This is a genomic window from Sphingomonas sp. (assembly GCF_004799495.1).
GTDB lineage: Bacteria > Pseudomonadota > Alphaproteobacteria > Sphingomonadales > Sphingomonadaceae > Sphingomonas.
Genome location: NZ_SSMY01000011.1, coordinates 157,768 through 175,958 on the forward strand (window position 1 = coordinate 157,768; position 18,191 = coordinate 175,958).

The following is an 18,191-nucleotide window of genomic DNA, read 5'->3' on the forward strand; positions in this document are numbered from 1 at the left end:
GGCGGTGGTCGAAGGGGCCGCCCCGGCGCTGACAGCGCTTGCCACCGGGCGCCCCGCTTTGGTGTGGCGGCGCCAGGTCGCCGATACCGAGACCCCGGTCGCCGCCGCGCTCAAGCTGATCGAGCCGGAGCGCGGCGACTTTCTGCTCGAATCGGTCGAGGGCGGCGCGGTGCGCGGGCGGCACAGCCTGTTGGGGCTGGCGCCCGACCTGGTGTTCCGCGCGACCGGCGATCAAGCCGAGATCAATCGCCGCTGGCTGACGGATCGCGCGGCGTTCGCGCCGGCGGGCCAGCCAACACTGGCGGCATTCCGCGATCTCGTCGCAAGCTGCCGAATGGACGCGGTGCCGCCCGAACTGCCGCGTGCGCTCGCCTGTCTGGTCGGCTATTTCGGGTACGAGACGGTCGGACTGGTCGAGGATCTGCCGCGCGCCGAAAGCGAAGGCCTCGCGCTGCCCGACATAGTGTTCGTGCGCCCGACCGTCGTGCTGATCTTCGACCGGCTGGCGGATCAGTTGTTCCTCGTCGCGCCGCTCTGGCCGGATTCGGGGCTGACGCCGGAGCGCGCAGTCGCCTCGGCGGAAGAGCGGATCGACGCGGTTGCCGCCCGGCTGGCGAGCGCCGCTGCACCCGCGCCGCGTGCCGACCTGCCCGAACCGACGCTCACCCCTGTTCTGCCCGATGGCGCCTATCGGTCGATGGTGCTCAAGGCGAAGGACTATATCGCGGCGGGTGACGTATTTCAGGTCGTCCTCGCGCAGCGCTTCACCGCGCCGTTCGCGCTGCCGCCGTTCGAACTGTACCGCGCACTGCGGCGGATCAACCCCTCACCGTTCCTCTATTTCCTCGATCTGCCCGATTTCGCGCTGTCGGGATCGAGCCCCGAAATCCTCGTCCGCGTCCGCGGCGGTGAGGTGACGATCCGTCCGATCGCCGGCACGCGCCCGCGCGGCGCCACCGCGAGCGAGGACGAGGCCAACCGCGCCTCCTTGCTCGCCGACCCCAAGGAGCGCGCGGAGCATCTGATGCTGCTCGATCTTGGCCGCAACGACGCGGGCCGCGTCGCCGTGCCGGGAAGCGTGCGCGTGACCGACAGCTACACGGTCGAAATGTACAGCCATGTCATGCACATCGTCTCGAACGTCGTGGCGCGGCTCGACGAAGGAAAGGACGCGCTCGACGCACTGTTCGGCGGCTTTCCCGCGGGCACCGTCTCCGGCGCGCCCAAGGTCCGCGCATGCGAAATCATCGCCGAGCTCGAGCCCGAAGCGCGCGGCGCCTATGCCGGCGGGGTCGGCTATTTCTCCCCCGACGGGTCGATGGATTCGTGCATCGTGCTCAGGACCGCGGTGGTGAAGGACGGCGTCATGCACGTCCAGGCCGGCGCCGGGATCGTGGCGGATTCGACCCCGGAATACGAGCAGCGCGAATGCGAGGCTAAAGCAGGAGCATTATTGGCGGCGGCGCGCGAGGCAGTGGCGCGCGCAAAGGACCCGCGCTTCGGTCAGTAATTACTGCCCGTCGGGCGGCGCGTTGGGGTCCTGACCGTTGGCGCGGGCGCGCTTTTCCGCCTTAAACTGCTGAGCCAACGCCCGGGCACAGCCGGTCTGACCGCCCGTCCCGACCGGCGAGCACGTGTCGGGCAACCCCGCCGCCACGCGACTGGTCTGTTCGTCGGCCGCGACACGATTGGTCCACGCCTGATTCTTGGCGGGGATCGGCCCGCTGTCGCGCAATTCCTTCGGAATGCGATAGGGATTGTCGACCGTGGTGCAGACGACGATCTCGTCCCCGGTCGAGGGCGGACATTTTTCGGTCGCGGAAATCGTCACCGACTTGATCCGCTTGGGGGGCTGGCCGGTTTCCCCCTGCTTGTCCTGCGCGATCGCGCCGACGGGCAATGCGAGCAGGGTCAGGGCGGCGAACGCGGTACGAATCATGACTGCGACCTTTCGTTGAACGCTATCAACGCCCCCGAGATAGGATCGATCCCGTATCAATCCAGCGGGAAACGGCCCGAAACGCGGCGAAACGAAGGCGTTGTGTCGATTGTCGCGGCGCCGCGGACACGCTAGCGCGACCGCGATGATCCTGGTTATCGACAATTACGACAGCTTCACCTGGAACCTAGTCCATTATTTGATGGAGCTCGGGCAGGAAGTGCAGGTCGTGCGCAACGACGCGCTGACCTCGCGCGAAGCCTTGGCGAGCGCGGCGGACGCGTTTCTGATCTCCCCCGGGCCGTGCACGCCGAACGAAGCCGGGGTCAGCCTCGATCTGGTCGCGGCGTGCGCCGATGCGGCGCGGCCGTTGCTCGGCGTGTGTCTGGGGCATCAGGCGATCGGCCAGCATTTCGGCGGGCGCGTGGTTCGCGGCGGGCTGATGCACGGCAAGACGTCGGCGATTTCGCATGACGGGAGCGGCGTGTTCGCCGGCCTCCCCTCGCCGTTCCGCGCGACGCGGTACCATTCGCTGGTGGTGGAGGACGTGCCCGAAGCGCTGGTCGTCAACGCGACCACCGATGACGGCTTCACGATGGGGTTCCGGCACCGCGACCTGCCGATCCACGGGGTGCAGTTCCACCCGGAGAGCATCGCGACCGAGCATGGCCATCAATTGCTCGCCAATTTCCTGGAAATTGCTGGTCTAAAAGCGAAGGAAATCGCGTGACCAGTTTGGCGCCCCTGCCCGACCCATCGACTCCGCTGAGCCACGAGTCCGCGCGCCAGGCGTTCGCCGACATCCTCGACGCGAAGACCAGCGAGGACGCGATCGCCGACTTCCTGATCGCGCTCAGCGACCGCGGCGAGACGAGCATCGAGATCGCCGAAGCCGCGCGCGCGCTGCGCGAACGCCTGATCCCGATCGACGCGCCCGCCGGAGCGATCGACGTGTGCGGCACCGGGGGCGACGGGCACCATACGCTCAACGTCTCGACCGCGGTGTCGCTGGTCGTCGCCGCATCGGGCGTGCCCGTCGCCAAGCACGGGAACCGCGCTGCCTCGTCCAAGGCCGGCGCCGCCGACACGCTCGAAGCGCTCGGGCTCGACATGGAACGCGCCGGAGCACTCGCGCAGGCGACGCTCAACGACCTCGGCATCTGCTTCCTGTTCGCCGCCAACCACCACCCGGCGATGAAGCGAATCACCCCGATCCGCCGCCACATCGGCAAGCGCACGATCTTCAACCTGATGGGGCCACTCGCTAACCCCGCGCACGTCAGGCGCCAGCTGATCGGCATCGCGCGGCCCGATTATGTCGGGACCTATGCCGAAGCGCTCGGCGCGCTGGGGACCGAGGCCGGGCTGATCGTGTCGGGCGAGGAAGGGCTCGACGAGGTCTCGGGCGCCGGGCCGACGGTCGCGATGGCGGTCGGGCAATTGTCGATTCCCGATCGTATCAAACCCGAGGATGCCGGCCTGCCGCGCCATCCGATCGCCGCGATCCACGGCGGCGACCCGGAATACAACGCCGCCGCGCTGCGCCGCCTGCTGCAGGGCGAGCACGGCGCGTATCGCGATGCGGTGCTGCTCAACGCCGCCGCCGCGTTCGTCGTCGCGGGCCATGTCGACAGCCTGAGCGAGGGCGCGCAGGAAGCCGCCGAAACGCTCGACCGCGGGCTCGCCAACGCGCTGCTCGACTGCTGGATCGCGTACAAGTGACCACGATCCTCGACCGCATCCTCGAAACCAAGCGCGCCGAGGTCGCCGCGAAGAAGGCGACCACCTCGCTCGCCAGCCTCGAGGCGATGATCGCGCGCCGCGACACCCCGCGCGGGTTCCGGAAAGCGCTTGACAAGAAGGTGAAGACCGGTCCCGCGCTGATCGCGGAGGTCAAGAAAGCCAGCCCGTCCAAGGGCGTCATCCGCGAGGATTTCGATCCCGCCGCGCACGCCCGCGCGTACCAGCGCGGCGGCGCCGCATGCCTGTCGGTGCTGACCGACGAGCAATATTTCCAGGGCGACGATTCCTATCTCGCGCTGCTCCACGACACCGTCCCGCTCCCGCTGCTGCGCAAGGATTTCATGATCGACCCGTGGCAAGCGCACGAAAGCCGCGCGCTCGGCGCCGACGCAATCCTGATCATCGTCGCCGCGCTCGACGATGCGCGGATGGCGGAGATCGAGGCGGCGGCGATCGACTGCCGGCTGGACGTGCTGGTCGAGGTGCACGATGAGCGCGAGATGGAGCGCGCGCTTCGCCTCAAATCGCGACTGATCGGGGTCAACAACCGCGACTTGCGCGATTTCACCGTCAGCTTCGATCGCACCTATGAACTGGTCAGCAAGGCGCCCGCGGGCTGCACCTTCGTCGCCGAGAGCGGCCTGTCCAGCCGCGCCGATCTGGATGCGATGCGCGCACATGGAGTCGACTGCTTCCTGATCGGCGAGGCGCTGATGCGCGCTACCGATATTGAAGCGGCGACGAGGGAGTTACTCGGTGACTGAGCTCACGCACCTCGACGACAAAGGCGCGGCGCGGATGGTCGATGTCTCCGCCAAGCCCGACACGCAACGCATTGCCGTTGCGATCGGCCGGGTCGCGATGTCCGCGGAGGCCGCCGCCGCGATCCACAACGCAAAGGTGGTGAAGGGCGACGTGCTCGCCGTCGCGCGCGTCGCCGGGATCATGGCGGCAAAGCGCACCGGCGAGTTGATCCCGCTGTGCCATCCGCTGCCGATCACCAGCGTCGTGATCGATCTGGCGATCGACGACACCGGCGTCGCCGCGACCGCGACCGTGACGACGACGGGCAAAACCGGCGTTGAGATGGAGGCGATGACCGCGGTCTCGGTCGCGCTGCTGACGATCTACGACATGGCCAAGGCGGTCGATAAGGGCATGGTGATCGGCGAGGTGCGGCTCATCGAAAAGAGCGGCGGCAAGTCGGGCGACTGGCGGCGGCCCTGATCCGGCGTCAGTACCGCGCCGTCACTCCCATCCACGCGAACCAGCCGATCACCAGCGCCACGAGGATGCCGAGGCTGCGCCGGACGACATGCGGCTGGCCGTCGTCCAAATCGTCGTCGTCCTTCTTGCGATGCTTGACGTCGATGACATTGGCCAGCGCGGGCGCGCGCATCGCATCGACCAGCGTCCAGATCGTCAGCCCGCACATCGCCAGCACGAAGCCGAAAAAGATGCGGAACAGGATATCGCCGATATGGTCGAACAGGCCGGCGCGCGCGTTGAGCCAGCGGTCGACCGCCTCGAGATCGAACCCCATGACGACCAGCACGATCGCCGCGACGAAGAAGAGCAGCCACAAAAAGGTGAACAGCGCCGCCTGTCCGCTGCCCCAGCGGAGCCCGACGTCGGAACCCAGGACACCGTGGCGCGACATTCGCCACAAAAAGCCGAAAAAACCGGTGATGAAGCGCAAGCCTTGCCCCTCCCGCCGCAGTGCCACGCACCATAGGCGCCCCGAACGGCAAAATCACCTCGCACCGTGCGATGGAGCGAGGGACACGCGAGAAAGCTAGCGTTTCGTCACCTTGCGGAACCGAATCGACCGCCCGTAGCGGTTGAGCAACAAGTCAGGTCCCGACCGCACCAGCGGCGTGCTCCGGAAATCGACCTTGCCGATGTCGTTCGGCTCGAACCGGAAATCGAACGCATAGCCCTTCGCCGGGTCGATCGCGATCGGATCGCCGGCCAGTTCGTATATATCGAGCGACAAGGCGATCCTGACCGGCGGGTTATCGGGTTCGAAGTGAACCAGCGTGGCGTCCTCGGCCAATTGACGCTCATCCTCGCTCCCGTTCTTGAACAGGATATGGAGGTCGAACATTTGCTGGTCGATTCCCGAAGGGCCGGCGAGCGTGACGCGCAGCATGCCCGGCACGGCTGTCTTCTGGCCGACGAGGCTGAACCGCGGCGCCTTCACCGGGTCGCTGGTCAGCAACACCTGGCGAGCATCGGCGGTCCAGCGCCCCGCCGCTTCCTCGTCGAGCGCGCCGTATGACAGACCGTATTCGAACCGGCCGTTTGCCTTGAGCGTGATTCCCGCCGCCATCTCCATCTGGCCGCCGTCGTAGGTGCCGACCAGGGTGGCGGGGTGCGGATTGCCACGCCCCGCCGGCGCAGCCGCGAGCAAACATAGTGCAAGCGATACCCGGAGCATGGACGCCCTCCCCATCGTCATGGCGGCGCCAGTCTAGGGCAACGTCGGGCGGTACGAAATACGATCGGCCTAAACCTCTCTCGCCCCGGGGCTTTTCGCGCTCGTCCCCGCAATCTAGGGGAGGTGGATGGATCGCGCTTCGTTGCTTTCGGTTGCCGACGCCCGAACGCGTCTCTTTGCGATGACGCGACAGGTCACCACCGAAACCGTGCCGCTGGCGAGCGCGGCCGGTCGTTGGCTGGCCAATCCGGTGATCGCGCGCCGCTCGCAACCCGCCGCGGATCTGTCGGCGATGGATGGCTATGCGATCCGTTTCGCCGATATGCCCGGGCCCTGGCGGGTGGTCGGCGAGAGCGCGGCAGGGCGCCCGTTCGCTGGGCAGGTCGGCGCGCGCGAGGCGGCACGGATCTTTACCGGCGCGGCGATGCCGGCGGGCGCCGACACCGTGCTCGTGCAGGAAGAGGCCGCGCGCAAGCCCGCCCCGGCGGAGGCCGGGGGCGACGCCTTGGCGCTCGCCGGCGAAGGTCCCGCGCACCAGGGCCGCAACGTTCGTCGCAAGGGGCTGGATTTCGACGCCGGCGACGTCCTGATCGAAGCCGGGACGCGGCTAACCCCGGCGCGGATCGCGCTGGCGGCGACCGGCGGGCACGGCGCGCTGACCGTCAACCGGCGGCTGCGTGTCGCTGTGTTGGCGACCGGTGACGAATTGATAGCGCCGGGCACACCGTCCGCCGATCCGCTCGCCTTGCCCGAGGGCAACAGCGCGATGCTGGCGGCAATGCTCGCCGATCTGCCGGTCGATGTGACGATGTTGGGGATCATCCCCGACAGGCTCGACGCACTGACCGCAGCCTTCGCCAACACGCAGGCCGACATCGTCGTGACCACCGGCGGCGCGTCGGTCGGCGACCATGACCTCGTCCGCCCTGCGCTCGAGGCGGCGGGCGGGACGATCGATTTCTGGCGGATCGCGCTCCGCCCGGGCAAGCCGATGCTCGCGGGGACACTACGCGAGGCGGTAGTACTGGGCCTGCCCGGCAACCCGGTGTCGGCATTCGTTACCGCGACGCTGTTCCTGCGCCCGCTGGTCGCCGCGATGGCGGGCGCGCGCGATCCGCTGCCGCGCACCGTGACCGCCATCCTCGCCGAACCGCTTCCCGCCAACGACCATCGCGAGGATTATCTGCGCGGCACCTCCGCCGGCGGGCGTGTCGCGATGGCGCCGATCCAGGACAGTTCGATGCTCGCCACGCTGGCCCGCGCCGACTGTCTGATCGCACGCGCGCCGCACGCCCCGCCCGCCGAAATCGGCGATCCGGTGGAGATCGTTACGCTCGCTTGACTTGGATCGCGATGTTCCATATTGGTTCCATATCTGTTCTGGACGGAGGAACATCATGCTCACGAAGAAGCAGCACGAACTCATCTGCTTCATCAACGACCGCCTCGCCGAAACCGGGGTGTCGCCGTCGTTCGAGGAAATGAAGGAGGCGCTCGACCTCAAGTCGAAGTCGGGCGTGCACCGCCTGATCTCGGCGCTCGAGGAACGCCAGTTCCTGCGTCGCCTGCCCAACCGTGCGCGCGCGCTCGAAGTGCTCAAGATGCCCGAACGCGCGGAGAAACGCGGCACGGCGAGCCCCAAGCCCAACAATTTCCGCCCGCTGCCCGAGCCCGCCAACGACGTGATCGAAATCCCGTTGCACGGCCGCATCGCCGCGGGTGTCCCGATCGAGGCGTTCGAAGGCTCATCGATGCTCGCGGTCCCCGCCGCGTTGCTCGGCAATGGCGAGCATTATGCACTCGAAGTGTCGGGGGACTCGATGGTCGAGGCCGGCATTCTCGACGGCGATTACGCGCTGATCCGCCGCACCGAGGTGGCACGCGACGGCGAGATCGTCGTGGCGCTGATCGAGGAAAACGAAGCGACGCTCAAATATTTCCGCCGCGAGGGCGCGATGGTCCGGCTCGACCCGGCCAACCGCGCCTACGACCCGCAACGTTACGCGCCCGCGCAAGTGCGCGTGCAGGGCCGGCTGGCGGGGCTGTTGCGGCGTTACGACTGAGCGGCGGCGGGCGCGGCGGGCTTCTTCGACCGCGCCCAGCAATTGATCGAGAAGCGCGAATCCGCGAATGAGCCCGATGGACAGGCAATCGGGCGAACCTCGTGCGGCGCCCAGGATGGAAACGCGACCAGCCGGTTCTGCTGCGGCTCGATATCGGCGAACGTCGCTTTCGACGCGAGTGCGAACATGCGCAGCGCACCGCCGCTGAACGCCTTGGGCTCGGCGTGGAAATAATAGACCATGCTGACCAGCCGCGTCCCCCGCCCCTCGCGCGGCCCCATTTTGGTGTCGATGTGCGTCCGGTAGAAATCGCCGTCGTTGTGCGCGGCGAGTTCGAGCTCGAAGCGCGAGACCGGAAACGGCGCCATTCCCATCTCGACCAGCATCCCGGGCAACAGCGCGGTGACATAGCCCTCGATCCGCTCGCGCCACGGGTCGAACATCCGCCGCGGCAGCGCGCGCGACGTGCGAAAGTCGGGCGTTACCCCCGCCCCGCCGACCTTCGTCGACGCGAAATCGGCCTCGTGTACCAAGGTGAAAGCGAGCAGGTCGGCAAGGTCGTCGGGCCGCAGCACATCGTCGCGGATCGCATAGGGTGAAACGCGGTCGAGTGGATTGGCGGGCACGGTCATCGGGCCTTCTCGCCAATCGGGCGGCGATTTGCCAGTCCCGCGTCGCGCGTGCGATCGGTCGACGCGGCGATCACCCACGGATGTTGGTCGCCGGGCGCCCGCACGGTGACGATCCGTCCGCTCGACAGCGCGATCGCGACGCCGCCGGTTCGCCGCAGGGTCGGCGCATCGAGCTTGAGCCACGTCGGCGTGCAGCTGCGCGGCAAGCGGCGGTCGCTCACCACGATATCGGCGCTGCGGCACGCGGCGCTCAGCTGGTCGATCGGGAGTTGGTATAGGCTGCGCGTCGCGAGGATGCGGAACGTGCGACCGCTCGAGGTGACGAGCGCGAGGCAGGCGTCGCGGGTGCACTGCGCGAACGGCTGCTCCGACAGCAGCAACGCTTCGCCATCGACCCCGGCATTCTCCGCCATCGTGTCGCGCGCATAGTCGCCGGCCCGGTCGCGCAGCATCGCCACGCCGCCGTCGGGCGTCCTGATCGCGAGATGCTGGCCGTCGCCCGACACCAGCAAATCGGGCGCGGGAGTCGCCAGCGCCCACACCGCGCCGACCGCGAACGGCACCGTGCCCGCGAGCCGCGCCCGAGTCCGCCACAAGGCAAGCCACAAACCGCCCACGATCATCAGCCCGTACGCCCCGCCCGGCATCGCCGGCAGCATCGCGAGCGATCCCGGCGCGACCGCCGCCATGTGCGCGATCCACAACAACAGCGCGAGTGCCCTGCCCGCCACCCACCAGAACGGCGCGCCCAGCCCGACCGCGTCGAACGCCAGCGCGAGCGCCTCGGCGGGCATGATCACGAAGGTCGTCAGCGGAATCGCGACGATATTGGCAAGCGCGCCGTACAGTCCGTCCTTGTGGAAGTGATAGATCGCGATCGGCGCGAGTGCGAATTCGACGATCAGCCCGGTGAGCAGCAACGACGCCAGCTCGCGTAGCACCTTGCGCCACCACGATTCGTCGCGTTTCAGGAACCAGCCGCGCACCGTCGGCTGCTCGTGCAGCGCGACGATCGCGGCGACCGCCGCGAACGACAGCTGGAAACTCGGCCCCATCATCGCGTCGGGCCACAACAGCATCACGACGAACGCGCCCGCGGCGACCAGCCGCAGCGTGATCGCCTCGCGCCCCATCGCCAGCGCGGTCAGGACCAGCAACGCGGCGATGCACGACCGCATCGTCGGCACCTGGTTGCCGGTCAGCATCGTGTAGCCGATCGCTGCGAGCGCGCCCGCCCCGGCCGCGATGACCGGAATCCGCGCCCGGAGCGCCAGCCACGGCCACAAGGCGAGCAGCCGGGTGACGATCCAGATCGTGAAGGCGACCGCCGCGGTGATGTGCAGCCCGCTGACCGACAGCAGGTGCGCGAGCCCCGACCGGCGCATGTCGCTCTGCGCCTGCTGGTCGATCGCGCCCTCGTCCCCCGCGGCGAGCGCGGCGGCGATCCCGCCGGCATTCCCCGGCAGCGCGGCCTCGATATGCGCGGCCAGCGCGGCGCGCAGCCCGTTCGATTGCGAACCCGGCGTCAGGACCGTCACTGGCGCGATTCCCTTCCCCGTCGCGCCGAGCCCGTCGAACCATGCCACACGCCGGAAATCGTACGCACCGGGCACGGTCGCCTCGTTGGGCGGCATCAGGCGCGCTTGGAGCTTGATCGTCGCGCCGGTGCTGAGATTGGCCGGCATGTCAGCTTGCGCGAGGTTGACGCGGATGTGCGGCGGCAAGGCCGGAGGCGGTCGTTGATACGACGTGCCCCCGCCCGGTCTTCCGGGTGCGGTCGCGGTGGAGGCTTGCGCATCGGCCATCACCGACAACGGCGCCAGCCTGAGCCGCACCAGCGCCCGCGCCGGCAGCGGCTCGACGCTTTCGACCCGCGCGGTCATCGTCACGATCGCGGGCCGCGCGAGCACCGGCGCCGCGACATCGCTCGCACGCCACCACGCCAGCCCGATCCCAAGCGCCGCGACGATCGCGCCTATCGCCACAGCCCGCCCCGCACGCCCGTGCCGCCCGACCGCTACTGCCGCCAGCGCCACTGCCGCCAGAGCGTACATCGCCGCGATCCACTCCTGACGGTCGGGCAGCACGAACCACGCCGCGATCCCGCCGCCCAGCGCCACCGGCAGCCACAACGGCAGTTGGTCGCGCTCCGCCTCCAGCCGCGTCTCGAGTGCGTCACGCACACGCCAAACGCGCGCGACCTGCGTTTGAAGCCGCGAAACGTGCGTGCTAGAGGCCCCCTCGGCGATCGTCGCCATATGTTCTTCAGCTTGGGAGCACGCGCGGTTGAGCGCAAGTTCTGATCCCGGATCGCCCGCAGGCGCATCCGTCACGCCAGTCGTCACCCGGTTCGCGCCCTCGCCGACCGGTTATCTGCACATCGGCGGCGCGCGCACCGCGCTGTTCAACCTGCTGTTTGCGCGTCATCACGGCGGCAAGTTCCTGCTGCGGATCGAGGATACCGACCGCGCGCGCTCAACCCAGCCGGCGATCGACGCGATCCTCGACGGGATGCGCTGGCTCGGGCTCGATTGGGACGGCGACGAAACCTATCAGTTCGCCCGCGCCGACCGCCACGCCGCGGTGGCGCGCGAGATGGTCGAAAAGGGCGCGGCATACCGCTGCTACCTCACCCCCGACGAGCTCGCCCAGATGCGCGAGGAAGCCGCTGCGGCGAAGAAGCCGCTCCGCATCCGCTCGCCATGGCGCGACCGTACGCCCAACGATCCCAACGCGCCGCACGTCATCCGCCTCAAGGCCCCGACCGAGGGCGCGACGACGATCCACGACCGCGTGCAGGGCGAAGTCACCGTCCAGAACGCCGAGATCGACGACTTGGTCCTGCTCCGCTCGGACGGCACGCCGACCTACATGCTCGCGGTGGTGGTCGACGATCACGACATGGGGGTGACCCACGTCATCCGCGGCGACGATCATCTCAACAATGCGTTCCGCCAATTGCCGATCTACCGTGCGATGGGCTGGCCGGAGCCGGTCTACGCACATATCCCGCTGATCCACGGGTCGGACGGCGCGAAGCTGTCGAAGCGCCACGGCGCGCTCGGCGTCGATGCGTATCGCGACGAAATGGGGTTGCTTCCCGAAGCGGTCGACAATTACCTGCTGCGGCTCGGCTGGGGGCACGGGGACGACGAGATCATCAGCCGCGACCAGGCGATCGAATGGTTCGACCTGGCGGGCGTCGGCAAGTCGCCCAGCCGGTTCGACCTCAAGAAGCTGGAGAACATCAACGGCCATTATATCCGCGAGGCCGACGATGCCCGCCTGGCCGATCTGGTCGCCGCTCGCCTGCCCTCGCCAATCGACGATTCGCAGCGCGACCTGCTGCGCCGCACCATGCCATTTCTGAAGCCCCGCGCGGCCAATCTCAACGAATTGGCGACGGCGAGTACCTTCCTTTTCGCGGTGCGGCCGCTTGCAATCGACGCCGACGCCGCGCCCTTGCTCACGGGCGACGCACCCGCGCTTCTTTCGCAACTGCACACTGCGCTTGACGCGCTCGACGGCTGGGATACGGAGAGTCTCGAAAACGCGGTTCGGCAGGTCGCCGAAGGCGCCGGGGTCAAGCTGGGTCAGGTCGCGCAACCGTTGCGCGTGGCATTGACCGGGAAGCGCACCTCGCCCGGCATCTTCGACGTGCTTGCGGTGCTGGGCCGCGACGAAAGCCTGGGCCGCATCGCCGACGCGATGGCCGCCTGAAAATTCGAAGGAACGTTACGATGACCGATGCCCCCACGATCAAGCTCGGCAACCACGACTACGCCGTCATGTCGGGATCGGTCGGCCCCGACGTGATCGACATCCGCAAGCTGTACGCGGACACCGGCATGTTCACGTACGATCCCGGCTTCACCTCGACCGCGTCGTGCGAGAGCGCGCTGACCTATATCGATGGCGACGAGGGCGTGCTGCTCCACCGCGGCTATCCGATCGGGCAGTTGGCCGAGGAATCGAGCTTCATGGAGGTCAGCTATCTGCTGCTCAACGGCGAATTGCCGTCGAAGCAGGAACTTGCCGATTTCACCACCACGATCAGCCGCCACACGATGGTGCACGAACAGCTCGCCTCGTTCTTCCACGGTTTCCGCCGTGACGCGCACCCGATGGCGGTGATGTGCGGCGTGGTCGGTGCGCTGTCGGCCTTCTACCCCGATTCGACCGAAATCCACGATCCGCGCCAGCGGATGATCGCGTCACACCGCCTGATCGCCAAGATGCCGACGATCGCCGCGATGGCGTACAAATATTCGGTTGGCCAGCCGTTCCTCTATCCGGACAACAACCTGTCCTACACCGGCAATTTCCTGCGCATGACGTTCGGCGTGCCGGCCGAGCCGTACGAAGTGAACCCGGTGGTCGAAAAGGCGATGGACCGCATCTTCATCCTCCACGCCGATCATGAACAGAACGCCTCGACCTCGACCGTCCGCCTCGCCGGCTCGTCGGGCGCCAACCCGTTCGCGTGCATCGCGGCGGGGATCGCGTGCCTGTGGGGCCCGGCGCATGGCGGCGCCAACGAAGCCGCGCTCAACATGCTGCGCGAAATCGGCACGCCCGACCGTATTCCGGAGTTCATCGCGCGCGCGAAGGACAAGAACGACCCGTTCCGCCTGATGGGCTTCGGCCACCGCGTGTACAAGAATTACGACCCGCGCGCGACGGTGATGCAGCAGACCGTGCGCGAAGTGTTCGACGCGCTGAAGGTCAGCGATCCGGTGTTCGAGGTCGCGCTGCAACTCGAGCATATGGCGCTCAACGACCCCTATTTCATCGACAAGAAGCTCTTCCCCAACGTCGATTTCTATTCGGGCGTGATCCTGTCGGCGATCGGTTTCCCGACGACGATGTTCACCGCATTGTTCGCGCTCGCCCGCACTGTCGGCTGGGTCGCGCAGTGGAACGAGATGATCAGCGACCCGGCGCAGAAGATCGGCCGCCCGCGGCAGCTCTACACCGGGCCGACGCAGCGCGATTACGTGCCGGTGGGCAAGCGCTGATGAAGCTGCTGCTCCAGATCGTCGGCGTCCTGTGCGTCGCGATGGGCGGGCTGTGGTTCCTGCAAGGCGCCGGCGTCGTCCACTGGCCGGCGTCGAGCTTCATGCTCGACGTACGGATCTGGATGCTGTGGGGCGGATTGCTCGCGTTGTTTGGCGTGGCGCTGATCGGCTGGGCGCGGCGGCGCTGAATATCTCTACCAATGCAGGGTTTCGCATGACATCGTAGCGTCATGCAGCACTACCTTCTTCCTCACGGTCATCGGACCGAGCGGCTGGTCTTCGCGTCAACGCAGACCGCGGAAGCCGGGCGGCTAACCACCTTGCTAGTGTAAACTTAGTGTCAACTTTGCCTATTTTTCAGGCATTCCGTCCCGGCAAGCTCAGCATGAACCGAGCCCCCTCGCCCGGCGCCGAATCGACGCTCAGGTCGCCGCCCATCGCGCGCGCCAGCCGCCGTGCGATGTAGAGGCCGAGGCCGCTCCCGCCCGGCTCGGTCGGGTCGACGCGCTCGAATTTCTCGAAGATGCGCGCCTGGTCCTCGGGCGCGATGCCCTTGCCCTGATCGGCGACGATGATCACCACCGCGCCGCGGTCGCGATGCGTGCGCACCCACACCATCCCGCCGTCGGGCGAATAGCGCACCGCATTGCCGATCAGATTGACCAAGATTTGCAGCACGCGCTTGAACTCGCCGGTCGCGGGCGCGGCGTCGCTGTCTTGCGGCTTGTCGATCCGCACCCCGCGTTCGCTCGCGCGCACGCTCAGCAGTCCGGCGGCGCGGCGGCCGACATCGGCGAGGTCGATCGGCTCGGCGGCGACCGCGAAATCCGGCCGCTCGATCGCCTGCAGGTCGACCAGATCGTCGACCAGTCCCATCAGGTGCCGCCCGGCGCTGGCGATGTCGGCGGCGTAGTCTACATAATCCTGCCGGATCGGGCCATCGGTCTGCGCATTGATGCTGTCGGCATTGGCGATGATCCGCCCGAGCGGCGCACGCAGCGCGCGGTCGAGCCGCGCGCCGAATTCGTCGGTCAGCGTGTCGGTGGCGGCCGTGACGGGGGACGGCGTCGCGACGGCGCGCGCCGATCCGGTATAGCCGGCGAACTTGCCCGCGGTGTCGAGCCGCGGCCGCGCCGACAGCATGACCGTGGCGCCGGTCGAGCGGATCATCGCGGGCTGGTCGTCGAACGCGCCATGCGCGAGCAACACGGCGAACATCGGCATCGCGCCGTGCTCATCGGGCTTGGGCGTCATCAGCGCATCGAGCGGCTTGCCGAGCAGCCCCGACGGCTCGATCCCCTGCCGCGCGGCGTCGGCACCGATCGCGGTCAGGTGGAGCGTCGCGTCGGTCTCCCACGACCAGTCGGCGCCCTGCACCAGCAAGTCGCGCTCGCGCCGCGCGGTGTCGGCGGGCGGCGTCCACGGTGCTCGTGCGCGCCAACCGCTGATCGCGAGCGCGACCCCGGCATCGACTGGCGTGGCGACGACCCACAATTCGACCTCGTCGGGCCCATCGGCGACCACGGCGTGCCGCGACACGGGGATCCCGAGCCGCTGCGCCAGCCGCGCCAGCACCGCGATCTGCGGGACGACAAAGGGCTGCCCGATCGCACCCCCGGCGCGCCGGTTGAGCTCGTCGAGGGGACCGCCCGCCTCGACCAGGCGGCCGTCGCGATCGACCAGGCCCGGGACCGCCGCGTCGTTCATCGCGCTGCCGCCAAGACGGCGATCGCCGCACGAAAATCGGCCGGCAGCGCGAGCGGCGCCAAGGCGGCGCGTGCCTCAGCGACCGTTACCGCTGCAATCGCATCGAGTTGGTCGGCGAACGCCTCGACGTCGTCGCTCAGCGCAAGCCCGATCTGTGCGATCGTCGCGCGGTCGAGATCGAGCGCGCGCAGCGCCAGCCATAAAGGGTCGCCGCCGGTCACGACGATGTGCCGCGCGACCGCGAAATCGAGACGAAGCGGCAACGCTAGCAGCGCGATGAACAGTGCGACGTTGCGGTCGCCCAGCGCGTGGGTGAGGAGTGCCGCCAGCTCCCCCGGCTGCGCGTCGATCACCGCGGCAAGACGCGTCGCCGCGCCCTCGACTCGGTCTCCCTCGTCATGCGCGCCGAGCGCCCATAGCGCGGCCTCGGCCAGCGCACGGTCGGCCTCGGCACCGGTCAGCTGCTCGCGGATCGCGGCCGCCACCCACCATACCAGCCGGTGATGCAACTCCGCAGGCAATTCGGTGTGGGTCAGGCGCCCGGTGTCGAGAAAGGTGCGGCGTCGTCCTTCCGCGGTCATCAGCGCCAGTGCGGCGGCGGCAACATGGCCATCGGCGCTCGCGGTCAAGCGCGTGAGCAGACTGGCCCCGCTCTCGTCGAGAGAGCCGGATAGCAAGCCATCGGCGAGCAGATCCTGCCGCGTCCGCGCGATCAGCTCGCGCATCAGGTCGGGATCACGCAGGACACCCGCAGCAGCCAGCCGCTCGTCCACCGGCTCGCCTTCGCTCAGCCAGCGCGCCCGGTCGCCATCGCCCGCCGCCGTCAGCGTCTGCGCGACGTGGCGACGCATCTCGTTTTCGACCGCGACGATCATTGCACTCAGCGTACCCGCCAGTACCGCGCGCGTCCGGTCGTCGAGCCGGTCGTCGTCGGGCACGAAGAAATCGTCGATCGCATGCGCCAATCGGCGATCGGCGCGACCCAGCGAGGCCGCCGCGCGCGCGAGCAGCTGACTGGCGCTGCGGCGAGCGCCGTCGTCAATGTCGCCTCGGTCGATCGACATGGGAAATCCATACACGGCGCGTCGTTAAATTGCGGTTAGCCAGATGCTTCAGCCGGCGATCCGCGTGCGCAGCCGTTCGATCGCGTGCCCCAGCGTCGCCACCGCATATCCCGCCGCCGCCGCCAGCCCGACCAGCGGCTGCCCCGCGATCGCCGCGGGGAGCAGGATCAGGAGATAGGCCGGCGGCGTCGCCCACCACAATTGTCGTTGCACCGCACCTGCCGCGCGCTCCGCCAAGGCGCCGGCAATCACCGTCCCCAACGCGAGCAACGGTACCGTCGCGGTTCCTGCGTCGAGTCCCGCCTGGCGCCCGAACAGCAAGGTGGCGAGGACGATGCTGCCTGGGGCCAGCCACTTCACCGCGGCGATCAGCCGTCGTTCGTCGCGCAGCCACGCGAGCACGTCGCTGAGCGCGAACAGGCCGAGCGCAACGATCACCGCCGCGAGGCCGGGTGCTGCCCAGCCCATCATCACGCCCGCCAGCCCGGCCACGCCCACCGCGACGCCGCCCACGGCGAGCATCACCGCCGGCACCCCGCGCGCGACCAGCGGCGGCAGCGCGACACGTGCGAGCGGCGCGATCAGGAAGCGGTCGACCCAATTCGGCCGCGCGCCGATCGCCGCCACCAGCGTCGCGCGACCCTTTGCCACCAGCGCCCGCGAATCGCGCTGAATGCCGTGCCCGTCGCGTACCGCCGCTTCGGGCAATGCGACGCGGTCGGCGCCGTGCTGCGCCGTGACGCGCAACAGCGACGAGGCGAAATCGTAATCGCTCGGCAATTTCGCGACCTCGGCGATGCGTTGCGGGTCGATCGTCGCGACGCCCGCCCACACCACGCCCGGCTCGATCCGCTCGAGCTCGTCGCCCTCCGCCGCGACCAGCAAGGTGTCGGACTTGCGTTCACGCATCGCCTCCACCACGCCGCCGGTCGTGACCAGCCCGTCGGCGAGCCACACGACGCGCGCCAGCGGGTGGAGCTTGGCGATCGCTTCGCTGGGGTTGCGCACCGAATCGACCGCGACTCCGCGCTTGCCCATGCGGTTGATCGCGCCGAGCAATTCGGGGGTCAGCCGCGACACCACGACGACGATCTGCGATGCCCCCGCCGCGATCAGCAACCGCGCCTGAAACTCGATCAGCGTGACTCCGCCGATCGGCAGTGTCGCCGCGAGCGTATCGTGGCGATCGGACGCATCGGCCGTCGCGAACAGGAGCCCCGCAAGCATGGCCGCGCTGTTACGGCGTGATGTCGCTCAACGCAAAAGGTTAGAGGCGCGCGACCGCCTGCTTGAGCTTGCGCAGCATCGCGGCATCGTGCGGCATGCACGCGGCGTCCGACGCCAGCGCCATCAACCGCACCGCCCCGAAACTCGCCGCCAGCCCCTTCAATCGCGCCGCGCCGAGCGCCCAGCCGGCGGCGTCGGCGGCATTTTCGATCGTCGCGATCGCGCGCTCCGCGCTGTCGACGAACGCCACGCGCAGCTCCGCGATCAATGCTGGTTCGTCGCCGACGGCTGCCGCCAAGGTCGCGTCGATTGCTCCGGGATCATAGGCCATGACCGTGTCCTAACCGCCACGGCTTTA

Annotated in this window: 19 protein-coding genes; 10 read left to right on the top strand and 9 right to left on the bottom strand. The window is 68.6% G+C overall.

All coding sequences use genetic code 11. The features are described from left to right. The first annotated feature begins 4 nt into the window (after window positions 1-4). On the top strand, window positions 5-1,510 hold the full coding sequence (locus E7773_RS12095) for a chorismate-binding protein (protein WP_293991568.1): 1,506 nt from the start codon (window positions 5-7) through the stop codon (window positions 1,508-1,510). Here E7773_RS12095 and E7773_RS12100 read toward each other — a convergent pair whose 3' ends face one another. Further along, the gene (locus E7773_RS12100; RefSeq protein ID WP_293991571.1) at window positions 1,511-1,939 is read right to left on the bottom strand and encodes a hypothetical protein; all 429 of its coding nucleotides are present in this window, start codon (window positions 1,937-1,939) and stop codon (window positions 1,511-1,513) included. Between the two features lie 145 nt (window positions 1,940-2,084). Between E7773_RS12100 and E7773_RS12105 the strand changes: the two genes are divergently transcribed. Genes E7773_RS12105 through moaC form a run of 4 tightly spaced genes read left to right on the top strand, consistent with a single transcriptional unit; the run spans window position 2,085 to window position 4,909 of the window. After that, window positions 2,085-2,669: an aminodeoxychorismate/anthranilate synthase component II gene (locus E7773_RS12105; protein WP_293991573.1), complete on the top strand. Its 585-nt coding sequence runs from the start codon at window positions 2,085-2,087 to the stop codon at window positions 2,667-2,669. Continuing rightward, a complete protein-coding gene (trpD, locus tag E7773_RS12110; RefSeq protein ID WP_293991575.1) occupies window positions 2,666-3,661 on the top strand; it encodes an anthranilate phosphoribosyltransferase in 996 nt (331 codons plus the stop codon). Before E7773_RS12105 ends, trpD begins: the two co-directional genes overlap by 4 nt. After that, the gene (trpC, locus tag E7773_RS12115) at window positions 3,658-4,446 is read left to right on the top strand and encodes an indole-3-glycerol phosphate synthase TrpC (RefSeq protein ID WP_293991577.1); all 789 of its coding nucleotides are present in this window, start codon (window positions 3,658-3,660) and stop codon (window positions 4,444-4,446) included. The genes trpD and trpC overlap by 4 nt, the downstream gene beginning before the upstream one ends. Further along, window positions 4,439-4,909 (top strand): cyclic pyranopterin monophosphate synthase MoaC, encoded by a 471-nt coding sequence (gene moaC, locus E7773_RS12120; protein WP_293991579.1) that lies wholly within the window; start codon window positions 4,439-4,441, stop codon window positions 4,907-4,909. The genes trpC and moaC overlap by 8 nt, the downstream gene beginning before the upstream one ends. A 7-nt stretch (window positions 4,910-4,916) precedes the next feature. Here moaC and E7773_RS12125 read toward each other — a convergent pair whose 3' ends face one another. Next, window positions 4,917-5,342 carry a hypothetical protein gene (locus E7773_RS12125; RefSeq protein ID WP_293991582.1) on the bottom strand — a complete coding sequence of 142 codons (426 nt, stop codon included), beginning with the start codon at window positions 5,340-5,342 and terminating at the stop codon, window positions 4,917-4,919. A gap of 135 nt (window positions 5,343-5,477) precedes the next feature. Beyond that, entirely contained in the window at window positions 5,478-6,122 is a 645-nt protein-coding gene (locus E7773_RS12130; RefSeq protein ID WP_293991584.1) for a hypothetical protein, read from the bottom strand. A 127-nt stretch (window positions 6,123-6,249) separates the two neighbouring features. On the opposite strand from E7773_RS12130, the gene glp reads away from it, so the two are divergent. Together glp and lexA are read left to right on the top strand one after the other, a co-directional pair. After that, window positions 6,250-7,464: a gephyrin-like molybdotransferase Glp gene (glp, locus tag E7773_RS12135; RefSeq protein ID WP_293991587.1), complete on the top strand. Its 1,215-nt coding sequence runs from the start codon at window positions 6,250-6,252 to the stop codon at window positions 7,462-7,464. Window positions 7,465-7,519: 55 nt separating this feature from the next. Next, window positions 7,520-8,185, top strand: coding sequence for a transcriptional repressor LexA (lexA, locus tag E7773_RS12140; RefSeq protein ID WP_293991590.1), 666 nt, complete (start codon window positions 7,520-7,522; stop codon window positions 8,183-8,185). Here lexA and E7773_RS12145 read toward each other — a convergent pair. Both E7773_RS12145 and E7773_RS12150 read right to left on the bottom strand, forming a co-directional pair. Further along, window positions 8,176-8,817, bottom strand: coding sequence for a 2OG-Fe(II) oxygenase (locus E7773_RS12145; RefSeq protein WP_293991592.1), 642 nt, complete (start codon window positions 8,815-8,817; stop codon window positions 8,176-8,178). The genes lexA and E7773_RS12145 overlap by 10 nt on opposite strands. Continuing rightward, window positions 8,814-11,000 (bottom strand): ComEC/Rec2 family competence protein, encoded by a 2,187-nt coding sequence (locus E7773_RS12150; protein ID WP_363130370.1) that lies wholly within the window; start codon window positions 10,998-11,000, stop codon window positions 8,814-8,816. Before E7773_RS12150 ends, E7773_RS12145 begins: the two co-directional genes overlap by 4 nt. Window positions 11,001-11,103: 103 nt before the next feature. On the opposite strand from E7773_RS12150, the gene gltX reads away from it, so the two are divergent. From gltX to E7773_RS12165, 3 genes are read left to right on the top strand one after another with little or no spacing between them, the layout of a single operon-like run. Next, window positions 11,104-12,537, top strand: a complete 1,434-nt coding sequence (gltX, locus tag E7773_RS12155; RefSeq protein WP_293991598.1) for a glutamate--tRNA ligase — start codon at window positions 11,104-11,106, stop codon at window positions 12,535-12,537. 20 nt (window positions 12,538-12,557) lie between these two features. Beyond that, window positions 12,558-13,835 carry a citrate synthase gene (locus E7773_RS12160; protein WP_293991602.1) on the top strand — a complete coding sequence of 426 codons (1,278 nt, stop codon included), beginning with the start codon at window positions 12,558-12,560 and terminating at the stop codon, window positions 13,833-13,835. Continuing rightward, the gene (locus E7773_RS12165) at window positions 13,835-14,023 is read left to right on the top strand and encodes a hypothetical protein (protein ID WP_293991605.1); all 189 of its coding nucleotides are present in this window, start codon (window positions 13,835-13,837) and stop codon (window positions 14,021-14,023) included. The genes E7773_RS12160 and E7773_RS12165 overlap by 1 nt, the downstream gene beginning before the upstream one ends. A 169-nt stretch (window positions 14,024-14,192) precedes the next feature. Here the strand turns inward: E7773_RS12165 and E7773_RS12170 are convergent, their stop codons facing one another. From E7773_RS12170 to E7773_RS12185, 4 genes are read right to left on the bottom strand one after another with little or no spacing between them, the layout of a single operon-like run. Further along, entirely contained in the window at window positions 14,193-15,542 is a 1,350-nt protein-coding gene (locus E7773_RS12170) for a HAMP domain-containing sensor histidine kinase (protein ID WP_293991607.1), read from the bottom strand. Further along, complete coding sequence (locus tag E7773_RS12175) at window positions 15,539-16,606, bottom strand: DUF2336 domain-containing protein (protein WP_293991610.1); 1,068 nt, start codon at window positions 16,604-16,606, stop codon at window positions 15,539-15,541. Before E7773_RS12175 ends, E7773_RS12170 begins: the two co-directional genes overlap by 4 nt. A gap of 48 nt (window positions 16,607-16,654) precedes the next feature. Continuing rightward, on the bottom strand, window positions 16,655-17,833 hold the full coding sequence (locus E7773_RS12180; protein ID WP_293991612.1) for a hypothetical protein: 1,179 nt from the start codon (window positions 17,831-17,833) through the stop codon (window positions 16,655-16,657). Window positions 17,834-17,873: 40 nt separating this feature from the next. Beyond that, on the bottom strand, window positions 17,874-18,164 hold the full coding sequence (locus E7773_RS12185) for an Hpt domain-containing protein (RefSeq protein ID WP_293991615.1): 291 nt from the start codon (window positions 18,162-18,164) through the stop codon (window positions 17,874-17,876). Window positions 18,165-18,191: the final 27 nt, after the last annotated feature.